Annotated in this window: 8 protein-coding genes; 2 read left to right on the top strand and 6 right to left on the bottom strand. The window is 68.2% G+C overall.

Going from position 1 to position 12,053, the window contains the following annotated elements; genetic code table 11:
* Positions 1-136 precede the first annotated feature (136 nt).
* Positions 137-1,396, top strand: coding sequence for an ABC transporter substrate-binding protein (locus CCS01_RS09670; protein WP_104518622.1), 1,260 nt, complete (start codon positions 137-139; stop codon positions 1,394-1,396).
* A gap of 217 nt (positions 1,397-1,613) precedes the next feature.
* Here the strand turns inward: CCS01_RS09670 and CCS01_RS09665 are convergent, their stop codons facing one another.
* The 6 genes from CCS01_RS09665 to CCS01_RS09640 form a co-directional block, all read right to left on the bottom strand.
* On the bottom strand, positions 1,614-3,149 hold the full coding sequence (locus tag CCS01_RS09665) for a PAS domain-containing sensor histidine kinase (RefSeq protein ID WP_204848204.1): 1,536 nt from the start codon (positions 3,147-3,149) through the stop codon (positions 1,614-1,616).
* 316 nt (positions 3,150-3,465) lie between these two features.
* Positions 3,466-4,176, bottom strand: coding sequence for a Crp/Fnr family transcriptional regulator (locus tag CCS01_RS09660; RefSeq protein ID WP_104518624.1), 711 nt, complete (start codon positions 4,174-4,176; stop codon positions 3,466-3,468).
* Between the two features lie 1,096 nt (positions 4,177-5,272).
* A complete protein-coding gene (locus tag CCS01_RS09655; protein WP_104518620.1) occupies positions 5,273-5,638 on the bottom strand; it encodes a YkgJ family cysteine cluster protein in 366 nt (121 codons plus the stop codon).
* Positions 5,639-5,778: 140 nt separating this feature from the next.
* On the bottom strand, positions 5,779-6,753 hold the full coding sequence (locus tag CCS01_RS09650; RefSeq protein WP_204848203.1) for a cupin domain-containing protein: 975 nt from the start codon (positions 6,751-6,753) through the stop codon (positions 5,779-5,781).
* 60 nt (positions 6,754-6,813) lie between these two features.
* Positions 6,814-7,872 carry a lactonase family protein gene (locus tag CCS01_RS09645; RefSeq protein WP_104518619.1) on the bottom strand — a complete coding sequence of 353 codons (1,059 nt, stop codon included), beginning with the start codon at positions 7,870-7,872 and terminating at the stop codon, positions 6,814-6,816.
* 20 nt (positions 7,873-7,892) lie between these two features.
* Positions 7,893-8,627: a CbiX/SirB N-terminal domain-containing protein gene (locus CCS01_RS09640; protein ID WP_146101645.1), complete on the bottom strand. Its 735-nt coding sequence runs from the start codon at positions 8,625-8,627 to the stop codon at positions 7,893-7,895.
* Between the two features lie 122 nt (positions 8,628-8,749).
* Here CCS01_RS09640 and CCS01_RS09635 point away from each other — a divergent pair, with 122 nt between their 5' ends.
* Positions 8,750-10,387 (top strand): electron transfer flavoprotein-ubiquinone oxidoreductase, encoded by a 1,638-nt coding sequence (locus tag CCS01_RS09635; RefSeq protein ID WP_104518617.1) that lies wholly within the window; start codon positions 8,750-8,752, stop codon positions 10,385-10,387.
* Positions 10,388-12,053 lie beyond the last annotated feature (1,666 nt).

The following is a 12,053-nucleotide window of genomic DNA, read 5'->3' as shown; positions in this document are numbered from 1 at the left end:
CCCCCCAACCGCCACCAACTCGCTTCCCCACCCCCAGAACTCCCCCAAGGGATTTGCCGCAAGTCTCGATAGCGGAGAGACTGGCGACGGGACGGCCGGACGCTTCAGGCAGGCCGTCCGCCACGGGGAGGAAAACATGCAGCACATCATCAGCCGGCGGGCCGCGCTTGGCCTGGGCCTTGCCACCGCAGCCGATGTCGCCTGGCCGGGCCGCGCCGGGGCGGATCAGAGCAGCGCGGCAAACCGGATCATTCGCATCGGCGTCCTGACCGACATGGCGGGCACGTATTCGGCGCTGACCGGCCAGGGCTCCGTCCTCGGCGCGCAGCTTGCCATCGATGATTTCTCCAGGCTCCACCCCGGGATCAAGGTCGAGCTCCTGTCAGCCGACATGCAGCTGAAACCGGACGTGGCGCTGTCGATCGCCGGGGACTGGTTCGACGCCCAGGGCGTGGACCTGCTGACCGACCTGCCACTGTCCTCCGCCGCGATCGCCGTGGGCGAAATGGCAAAGGCCAAGGACAAGCTGGCGATTTTCACCGGCGCCGCCTCCTCCATCCTGACCGGCGAACGGTGCGGCCCGAACCACCTGCACTGGGCCTACGACACCTGGAGCGTGCCGCACGCGATCGTCGAAAGCACGGTGAAGGAGGGCGGCGACACCTGGTTCTTTATCACCGCCGACTATGCCTTCGGCCAGCAACTGGAGCGGGATTCAGCCGGATTCGTCACCAGGGCCGGCGGCAAGGTGCTCGGCTCGACACGCTACCCCTTCCCCGGCACGACGGATTTCTCGTCCTTCCTGCTGTCGGCCAAGGCCAGCGGGGCGAAGGTGATCGGCCTCGCCAACGGCGGCGTCGATTCCGAGAACTGCGTCAAGCAGGCCGCGGAATTCGGCATCATGGCGGGCGGCCAGCGGGTGGTCGGCGTCGGGCTGCTGCTGAACGACATCCTCAGCATCGGCCTGCCGGCGGCGCAGGGCGTTCGGTTGGCGGAACCGTATTACTGGGACCTGAACGACGGAACCCGCGCGTTCGGCCGGCGTTTCCAGGCGCGCTCGGTGGGACACGCGATGCCGAACTCGGCGCAGGCCGGGCAGTATTCCGCGGTCAGCCATTACCTCAAGGCGGTCGCGGCCATGGGGCCGGAGAAGGCCAAGGTCAGCGGCCGCGCCACTCTGGCGCAGATGCGCGAGATCCCTGTGGAGGACGTGATCTTCGGCAAGAGCACCATTCGCGAGGACGGGCGCGTCATCCACCCCATGTACCTGTTCGAGGCGAAGTCACCGGCGCAGTCGAAGCAGACCTGGGACCTGGTCCGGTTGCAGGACACGATCCCCGCGGACCGGGCATTCCGGCCGATCAACGAAGGCGGGTGCCCGATGATCCACGCCTGAACGTTGCGGCAGGCGGGGAGTGCGCTCGCTCCGTCCTGGCGGGGCGTGTCCCCATGCGTAGCGGGATAAGGGGGCTGGCGGAGCAAGGTCGCCGGCCATGACGATAAAGCGACGCCCCTGCGTCACGACGATAAAGCGACGACCGTACGCCGCGAGGATAAAGCGACGCCCCTGCGCTGCGACGAGAGGGCGCCGATCCTGCGCCTCCATCTTGCGGCTACGCCTCCACCGGCAGCCAGATTTCCGCCGTGGTGCCCTCGCCCTTGCGGCTGTTGAGCAGCAGCTTGCCGCCCGACTGCTCGGCAAAGCCGTGCACCATCGACAGGCCGAGCCCGGTCCCCTTGCCGACGCCCCGGGTCGAAAAGAACGGCTCCATCGCCCGCGCGAAGGTTGCCTCGTCCATGCCCTCGCCGGTGTCCGCCACCGACAGGCAGACATAGCGGCCGAGGCGGAACCCGGCCATCTCATCGGAATCGACCGCCCGCGCCGACAGGCTGATGCGCACCGAGCCGCCGGACGGCATCGAATCGCGGGCATTCATCAGCAGGTTGATGACCGCCAGCTCCAGCTGGTCGACGTCGACGTGCGCCGTCAGGGGCGCCTCGGGGAAATCGGTGTCCAGGGTGATGCGCGGCCCCAGCGTCTGGATGATGATGTCCATTATCGCGCGCAGCAGCGCCTGCAAGGCAACGGTTTCCGGCCGCAGCTCCTGGCGGCGGCCGAAGGCCATCATCCGTTGCGTCAGGGAAACGCCGCGCTGGGCCGCCTGGATGGCGCCCTGCAGCAGCGGCGTGATGTTGGGGTTTTCCGGCAGGCGGCGCATGACGATCTCCAGCCCGCCCAGTACCGCCGTCAGGATGTTGTTGAAATCATGCGCGACGCCGCCGGTCAGCTGGCCGATGGCCTCCATCTTCTGCGCCTGGAAGATCGCGTCGCGGGCGCGGTCCAGCGCGACCCGCGTCCCCGTTGCCTCGGTCAGGTCGTGGGTGACCTTGGCAAAGCCCACGATGGCACCGTCCTCGTTGCGGATCGGGTCGATGCTGACATGCGCCCAGAAGCGCTCGCCGCCCTTGCGCACCCGCCAGGCCTCGGTCTCGAACCGCCCCTCCCGGATGGCGGTTTCCAGGGTCCGCGCCGGCTCGCCCCGGTCGCGATCCTCCGGCGTGTGGAACAGCGAGAAATGCCGGCCGACGACCTCCTCGGGCCGGTAGCCGGTGATCCGCTCGGCGCCCGGGTTCCAGCTGTCCACCTGGCCACCCGGGTCGAGCAGATAGATCGCCTGGTCAGTGACGCTCTCGACCAGCAGGCGGAACTGGCTCTCGCTTTGCCGCAGCAGCGCCTCGGCCTGCTTGCGCTCGGTCAGGTCGCGGGTGACCTTGGCGAAGCCGACGAGGTCCCCGGCCGGGCTCTTGATCGGGTCGATGATGACATGCGCCCAGAAGCGGCTGCCGTCCTTGCGCAGCCGCCAGCCTTCGCTTTCAAACGTGCCGTCGCGCGCCGCGGTGCGCAGCGAGCGCTCGGGCAGGCCGGCGCGCCGATCCTCCTCGGTGTGGAAGCGCGAGAAATGCTCGCCCAGGATCTCGGATTCCTCGTAGCCCTTCAGGCGCTGCGCGCCGGGGTTCCAGCTCGTGACGATACCCGCGGGATCGAGCATGTAGATCGCATAGTCGGTGATCGCCTCGATCAGCAGCCGGTAGCGGCCCTCCTCCGTCAGCGACGCCGCGAACCGCTCCGCCTGTCCCATTACGTTCATGACACATACTCTCGACCGGACCCGCGCCAGGCGCCCCCGGACGAGCGGGCACCGGGCCGGGATCCACGAATGGGCCTGGACCAGGCCCCGTGGCGGCCATCCTGCCTGCGGCGCAGGACATGGCAGCGACGCGCCCTGCGCGCCCGGGTTCCGTCTCTTGTCCGGCCGGACAAGCGGCTGCAAGCGCTGGTGGCCGGTTTGCAAAATCAATACGATATCAATTCAGTTGTGCCTGCTCCCCGCCCAGTATCGTCGCCGGTTTTTCTTTCATTCCGACGGGCTGTGCTGTCGGGTAGCGTACACGATCACGAGTTGTTCAACCCAGCAACTGCCTGAACCGGGCGGCGACCATGCGGTAGCAGCCGCACGCCACGGATTCCAGGGCGGCCCGGTCCAGGATCGTGATGCGGCCAGGCTGGTAGCGGATGATCGCCGCGCGCTGCAGGCCGCTGGCGGCGACCGAGACGCTCGGCCGATAGACGCACAGCATCAGCCCCAGCGTTTCCTGGGTGATGGTGATTTCGTTGCCATCGATCCGGTCGTGCGCCATCAGCAGCCAGCGCGCCAGGCGCTGGTCCAGCGGGTGGCGGCCGTTGCAGACTGCGATCTGCATCGCCTGCGCGTGCATCGCCTCGGCATAGCGCAGCAGGCGCGCGCGCAACGGCGGCGACGCGGCCATCTCGGCCCGGAACGGCTCCGCCGGCATGCACAGCGCGGTTCCCGCGTCATGGACGCAGATTTCCGCATACGAGGTGTTGGCGCCCAGGATCAGCGACGGTGGCACCATGCCTTCGCGGCCGACACAGCCGACTTCACCCTGCGTCCCGTCATCCATCGCGGCGATCAGGGACAACCAGCCTGATTCCGGAAAATACACCGTATCGTTCCGGGTTTCCGGCCGGACCAGCACCTGCCGCGCGTGCAACGGGACGGTGTCGAGCTTCGGCAGCAGCACGCCGCGCAGCTCGGGCGACAGCGCCGCCAGCAATGTGTTCCGGGTCGTTGTCCGCACGGCGCGCTTCGGCATGACCGTCTCCATGCTGCGAGGCGGGCGCGGCAGCATTGTTCCACCGCCACTGGCAAGGACATGGATGCGATAACTGATACAGGTAGCCCCGAGGAAGGTCGGAATTGCTACTCTTAGGTGTATTCCTGTCACTTTTTCTCGCTTGGCGCGACAAATCCTGGCCAGCCTGCCCGGTTCGCAAGCGCGCTGCTGGCGCCGAGGTGATTGCCCGCGGCACCGCGCCGCCGGCCGGCCATGTGCGCGCGTATGGGACGCGTTCCCGGGCGACAGGATATGACGGCAAATCGCGGGCCGTTTGAGACGACCGTGCCGGATCGGCGGCGACAGCCGGTGGCGGCATGGACAGCGCCTCCCGGGCAGCAATATTCCATACACGCAAGGACAAGTTATGGCGTTGGCGGCCGATCGGCGATGCCGTACTGGCGGAAAATCCACTTGGGCCAATGCAGACCGCACCAACAGGCGCGGTAAAACGCCCGAAATGTCCCAGGCCCCGTATCAACCGCCCCTGATTGACCTGGATGCCAGGCCCCGGGCTGCAACCTACGGCGGTCGTACATCTTCGGAATGAGTTTTCACAACGCTTGTTCACGGCATCAGCCTGCCCCGCGGCAATGGAGTCCGTCCTGGAGGCTCTGCTACCGCTCGCCACCCGGAAACGTCCGTGCCGGTTGATCCGGCCGTGTTGAAATCCGATCGGCCATCCACACACCGGCGCCGCCTCGACTCAACGAAAACGACGGCCAATCCCGATGCCGCTCAAACAGACGGGCCACGGGGATGGAGACTGAACCTCCGGCGAGCGGTACGGGGACAAGGATTACATGCGATGCATCCTTGTTCTGGTGCCTCGAAGCCAGATTGTTCCGGAGATGTACGACCGCCGTAGGGCTGCAACAGGGACAGCCGGGCCCGCAGCCGATGCACTGCGACCGCAGGTCACCCCGATCCCTGCTGTGCGGGCTCTGCGCCCCACTCTGCGATCTCTGCGTTTTAAAAATGCGGTATCGCAACAAAGAGCGGCGCTGCCGGCAGGCCGCCTAGCCCCAGGCGGCGGCCCCCGCCCCATCCCGGCCAACGGGACGCCCACGCCCGGCTATTTCTCGGCCTCCTCCCGCTCCCGCAGCTTCGCCACGCCGGTCTGCAGGAACACCGCATAGCGGTACACCGTCTCGTCCGGCTGGTTCCAGCAGACATAGCCGCGGCAATCGTGCGGCCGGGCCTCGTACACGCTGCACCGGTGCTGCTCGTCGAGGAACTGGCAGGTCTTGTAGCCTTCCTTGATCCGCTTCTCGCCCTTGCGGGTCACCTCGACGATATGCCGCGCCTCGAAGGCGGGGACGGTCATGTCCAGGTGTTTCGCCAGCCGGCGGATGTCCTCCCGGCTGACCCGGACGTAGCCGGCCATGCGGCAGCACAGCGCGGGGCACTTCAGGCAGTCGAGGCGGTCATGCGTCGTCATGCCGGCGGCCCCACCACTTGAGCGCCTTCGTGCGTCACAGCCGCCGATATCCTGTTGGCGCCGCACGCGGCCGCCCCGGCACCCCCGCGCCCAACCGGCCGGCCTGCCGGGCCGCTGGGATCATGCCGCATGACGGCGGTTCAGGCGACCTCCTCGGTCGTGAAATCGGCCGGCAGGATGATCTCCAGCACCTCGCAGTCCGGCGAGTAGTCCAGCACGGTGTGGCGGATGCCGGACGGCTGGATCCAGCAACTGCCGGTGGACATCATCTGCTCGCCCTGGCCTTCGAACTCGTTCTTGATCCAACCTTTCAGCACATAGACGAGCTGCAGCTCCACCGCGTGCGCATGCCGCTTGCGCACCGCGTCGGTGCAGGGCGGCACGAAGCGGATGACGTGCGCCTGGCACAGGCCCGCAGTTGCCGCGGCGATGCCCAGGTCGCGGTACAGCGCATAGGTCCGCAGGCCCTCGGCCTTGAAGTCGGTTTCCTGCAGGTGGCTGACGGTGAACACCTGCGGCGGCCGGCTGCTGGCCGGGGCCGCCGGCTTGGCGGCGGCGGGCACCTTGCGCGAGGCCGGCGTGGCGCGGGCGCGCCGGGCGGTGAGAACCGGCGTGGCAGCCCGGACTCCCGGACGGCGCGGCGCCGCCTTGGTCACGTTCACGGTCCGGGCCGGCGCGACTCCGGCGGCCTTTCCGGCCGCGGCCGGCGGGGCCGCCGGCTGCTTCGCCCGCGCGGGCTTCTTCGCCGGCGCCGCTTGCTTCGCGGCCGCGACTTTCCTCGCCGCGGCAGTCCGTTTCGTCGGCGTCACGGGCCTGGCCGTTTCTTTCCCGGCCGCGGCCTTTTTCACCGCGGCCGCGCCCAGGCCCGGGCGCGGCCGCGCCGGCGCCTTCGCGGCGGCCGCTTTCGGCACCGCCGGCTTCCTGGCCGCCTTCACCACCGCCGCTTTGCCGGCTGGAGGCGCGGCGGTTTTCGTTTTCGCGGCCTCGGTGGACTTTTTCGCCGCAGGCGCGGTGGCAGGTTTTTTCGCCGCAGGCGCGGCGCCGTCCTTCCCGCGCCCACGCGCCGCCGCTTTGCCCTTCGCGGACTGCGCACGTCCCGAACTGGCCTTGGCCATGGAGTCGTCCTTGTTGTACGTCTCAATTGAGAACAGTATCGACAGGATGGCGCGCCGGTTTCAAGAGGGTGTTAGGAAGCTGATCGCCGACGGGCTGCCGGCGCCGATCGCAATGCCGGTGGGAACCAAGCCGCCGGACGAGGCGTCGATGTGGAAGACGGCAATGCTGTCGCTGTCCTGGTTCGCCACATAGAGATACCGCGAATCCGGCCCGATGCAGAAAAACCGCGGCCGTGCCCCGCCACTCGGCACCGAGCCGGCATAGCGCAGCAGCCCGCTGCCCGGCGAGACGCGGAACCGCGCGATGCTGTCCTGCCCGCGGTTCGAGACATACACATGGCGCCCGCACGACGACACGGCGATCTCCGCCGTCGTGTTGCGTCCGGCATGACCCACCGGCAGCGTGGCGATCACCTGCCGCTCGGCAGCGTGCCCGGACTTCCGGTCCCAGCCGAACACCGTGACCGTCGAGGCCAGCTCGTTGTTGACGTACAGCACCGGCAACGACGGATGGAACGCGGCATGGCGCGGCGCCGCGCCGGGCGCCGAGGCGACAAAGCCCGGCTCCGCCGGGATCAACCGGCCCGCGGCGAAGCGGAACACGAACGTGCGGTCGAAGCCCTTGTCCGGCACGACGACGAAACGGCCGCCGGGATCGAAGGTGACGCCGTGCGGGTGCGACGATGCCTGCTCCCGCGGGTCCGGCCCCGGCTCGCCCGCCAGCGTGACCAACTGGCTGATCGGCTGCAGCGCGCCGTCGGCCGCCACGGGCAGCACCGCCACGCTGCCCGAGCCGTAATTGGCGACGACCAGGAACCGCCCGGTCGGGTCGAGCGCCGAATCGACCGGATTGCTGCCGCCGCAATCGGCCTGGTTCAGCAGCCGCAGCATCCCGCTGCGGGTATCGACGGCGAACGCGCTGACCAGGGTGCGGGCGCCATGCACGCTGTACAGCCGCGTCCCGTCGCGGCTCAAGGTGAACAGCGACGGATTCTCAAGCCCGCTGACGTGCTGCAGGTGACGCCAGCGGCCGCTGGCCGGATCGACCTGGAAGACGTTGATCCCGTTGCCGCGGCCATCCCGGTCAGGCGTGGTATAGCCACCGACACAGGCAAACATGCCATTCTTCCCCGCTGCGGTCAGAGCGCCGCCTGGTCCAGGATAAGACTCGTCACCTCCGGGTCGTCCATCACGGTTCCTTGCAACCGGATCGGCAGGCCACCGGCGCCGCGGGCCGCCTGCTCGGCGGCGACCAGCGCCGGCAGGTCGTCGCGCACGTGGCCGCCGTCGCCGGCGAAGAAACCGACGACGACCAACGGATGATGGCGCCGCGCGCGCAGGGCATCGGCCACGAACGGCGCTTCCTCCAGGCAGGCGGAGCCGACGCTGGCGAACAACCCGTTCCAGCCGGCGCGCGCGGTGTGCTCGTGCAGTGCCAGGGCCCGACCTGGCGCGCTGGCCGAGCCATGGCCGATGACCAGCACCGCCACGCTGCGGGGGTCGCACCCCAGCGCGGCGCAGCCGGCCAGGGCCTGGCGCTCGATCAGCCCCGCCATGGCGTCGTGCAGGCCAATCGGCGAGCACAGGTGGAAGCGCGGGTGCGCGCCTGTATTGGCTATCCCCAGGGCGCGGGGGATGGCGACGCGGGTGAAGTGGCCGGACTCCATGAACAGCGGCACGACCCGCACGCTGGCGGCGCTGATGCGTGCCAGAGCCTCGGCCACCGACGGCGCGCCGTTCAGCAACCCGGCCTCGACTTCGTGAAACGCCCCGGTCGCCCGCAGCGCGGCGGCGTGGCGCAGCAGGCCAGCCGCGGCGTCAGGATAGCGGTTGGAGCCGTGGGCAATCAGCAACAAGGCCGTGTTCGCTGCCACCTGTGACACTCCTTTTTGTTGCTGCCTGAAGGCCGCAGCAGGTCCGCCGGTTTGCCCCGCACGGTAATCTGGCGCAATAAAGCCGCCGATCCCGGAGAAGCCTGAGGGCGAGGAGTTGTACCATGGAGGAGACCCCCACGCGCGAAGCCATGGAATTCGACGTGGTGATCGTCGGCGGCGGCCCGGCCGGCCTCGCCGCGGCGATCCGGCTGAAGCAGCTGTCCCCCGACCTGTCCGTCTGTCTGGTGGAGAAGGCGGGCGAAATCGGCGGCCACATCCTGTCCGGCGCGGTGGTGGAGCCGCGCGCGCTGACCGAGCTGATCCCCGACTGGAAGGAGAAAGGCGCGCCGCTGGACACGCCGGCCGGCGAGGACCGGTTTCTCTACATGACGGAGACCAAGGCCTACCGGCTGCCGACGCCGCCGCAGATGCACAACCACGGCAACTACATCGTCTCGCTGGGCAACGTCGTGCGCTGGCTGGGCCAGCAGGCCGAGGCGCTGGGCGTGGAGATCTACCCCGGCTTCGCCGCGACTGAGCTGCTGGAGGAGGAGGACGGGCGCATTGCCGGCATCGCCACCGGCGACATGGGCATCGGCAAGGACGGCCAGCCGACGGAGAACTACCAGCGCGGCATGGAACTGCGGGCGCGCTACACGCTGTTCGCCGAGGGCTGCCGCGGCTCGCTGTCGAAGCAGTTAATGGCGCGGTTCGACCTGCGCGCGGAGTGCGAGCCGCAGACCTACGGCATCGGCATCAAGGAGCTGTGGGAGGTCCCGCCGGCGGTCCACAAGCCGGGCCTGATCGAGCACGCGCTGGGCTGGCCGCTGGATACGGCCACCTATGGCGGCTCGTTCCTGTATCATTTCGACGACAACCTGGTGTCGTACGGCTTTGTCGTCGGGCTGGACTACAGCAATCCGTGGCTGTCGCCGTTCGACGAGATGCAGCGGTTCAAGACGCATCCGCACATGCGCAAGCACTTCGAGGGCGGCCGCCGCATCGCCTATGGCGCGCGGGCGCTGATCGAGGGCGGGGTGCAGTCGGTGCCGAAGCTGACCTTCCCCGGCGGGCTGCTGGTTGGCGACGCCGCGGGGTTCCTGAACGTGCCGAAGGTGAAGGGCTCGCACACCGCGATGAAGTCCGGCATGGTCGCCGCCGAGGTGCTGGCCGAGGCGTTCGCCGGCGACCATCCGGCGGAATTGACGGCCTATCCCGAGCGGCTGAAGCAAAGCTGGCTGTGGGAGGAGCTGTACAAGGTGCGCAACGTACGGCCGGCGTTCGCGAAATTCGGCCGCTGGGGCGGGTTCCTGTACAGCGCGTTCGACACCGTGGTGATGCGCGGCAAGGCGCCGTGGACGCTGCACCATCCGCACGCCGACAACGAGTCGATCCAGGATGCCGACAAGGCGCCGCGGATCACTTACCCCAGGCCGGACGGGGTGCTGACCTTCGACCGCCTGTCCTCGGTGTTCATCAGCAACACCAACCACGAGGAAAACCAGCCGGCGCACCTGCAATTGCTGGATCCGCGGAAGGCGATCGACGTCAACTGGAACCGCTACCGCAGCCCGGAAACGCGGTATTGCCCGGCGCAGGTGTACGAGATCGTCGGCGCCGAGGAGGGCGACCCGAAGCTGCAGATCAACGCGCAGAACTGCGTGCACTGCAAGACCTGCGACATCAAGGACCCGACCCAGAACATCAACTGGGTGCCGCCGGAGGGCGGCGGCGGCCCGAGCTACCCGGGCGGGATGTAGGACGCCCCGCGCGCCCGGTCCGTTGCCCTACCGTCATGGCCGGGCGTGTCCCGGCCATCCACCCCCGCCGTTGCAGTGCAGGTGGCCGGGACATGTCCCGTGGGCACCGGTACTGTTCGCCCGAGGAACCAACCCGGTTGGACGTGGCGGAAGGCCTTTCGCCGCTTGCCTTGGTCACGGTCCGCAACGATTGGGGGCGCGGGTCCGTGGCGGATGGCGCCAGGGTCATCCGGAACCGTCCGTGCCCGTTTGTGCTTCCGTGATTTTTAACACGGAGAAAGCGGAGGACCGCGAAGGGCCACGAAGACCGGACCTTGCTGGTGGAGTGCCCCCTGGACGCCCCCCTGGACTGCCCCCCTGGACTGCCCCATGTGTGAGACACGAAAATAGCCACACATGGTTGCTGCCTGTGGTCACACCCTCGGTGTTGGCGAATCGCAGCGTCGCTGCAGGCCTGCCTGGATGCCTTCATGCCATGTGCCTGAACGCGGGGCCGCACTGCTTCGTCGTCTGAGAGCCTGAAAATCAATCGCCTTTCTGGGCGATTCCAGGAACTATCGCAAATTGTAGGTCGGTTGATACGAACGTGCCGGAACGGCAGCGACAGCCCTTGGAGGCACGGGTGCCGCCTTGGCGGCGAGGTTGCGCCGATGCAGCAACGGGCTGCGGCGTTGGCGGCCGATCGGCGATGTCGTACTGGCGGAAAATCCGCGAATTCCACCACCACGGAGACACAGAGCCACAGAGATCGAAACCGCCGCGTCGCCGACGGCTTCGTTGCAATCTCTGTGTCACTGTGTCTCTGTGGTGAACCATCGTCGGCCGCAGCAAGCACCGGCCATGACAGGAACGCACGTCGCTGACCGCGCCGTCATGTGGTCTGAACGGGCGCTCCGGCCGCAACGCACGCAGCCCGAAGAGAGCAATGCCGCCGCTGTATGCCTGCAAGTGGAATCCCAACCGTCCAGCGGTGTGCTGGAGCAACTTCGACTCTGGCCAGGAGTCGATTGATTGTCAGGCTCTGACCCGTTCACACCCCTTCGTGGCCCTTGGGGGTCCTCCGTCGTCCTCCGTGTTAAAAATCGGTCGCCAATCCAGGCTCCGCCGCCGCCTTCGACCCACCTGGGCCAGCCGTGCCGCTTGCCGCATATGCGCCCCCATTGGCGCGCCCATTCAACTGGGACGGACCGCCCTTGCCTTTCGGCATACCAAGGTCCGCAAAGGCTGGGGGAACAGGAGACGGATCTCCGACGGGCGCTACTCGCTGAGTCGGCAGTGCGCCACACCCGGCCGCCTGAGCCAGCGCTGACGCGGACACGCCCGGCCATGACGATCAAGCGACGACCTCGCTCCGCACAGCCATGTTGGCGCGGCGCCAAAGTCCCCGTGCCCTTCCGCGGCCCTCCGCGAGACGCCATTGTTCCTTGTGGCAACGGATATCCCCCATCAACCACGCTGTCCGCGCAGGGCGCGCACCTGGCAAATCCGTTGCGGCAACGGCCCGTCATGGAGCCGGACAAGCACCTGTGCCACGCCTTGCAGGGCAATCGCACTTCAGAATAGTGCCAGGAGGCGAGCGAGATAGGCGTTGTCCCAGGCGGCCTTCTGGAACTTGCCGCGCAAGGCGTCCTTGTCGCCGTTCGTCTGCATGACATTGATGGCCATG

Source organism: Rhodopila globiformis, assembly GCF_002937115.1.
Taxonomy (GTDB): Bacteria; Pseudomonadota; Alphaproteobacteria; order Acetobacterales; family Acetobacteraceae; genus Rhodopila; species Rhodopila globiformis.
Note: the sequence above shows the minus strand (reverse complement) of the source record. Positions and strands in the feature narration are given on the sequence as shown.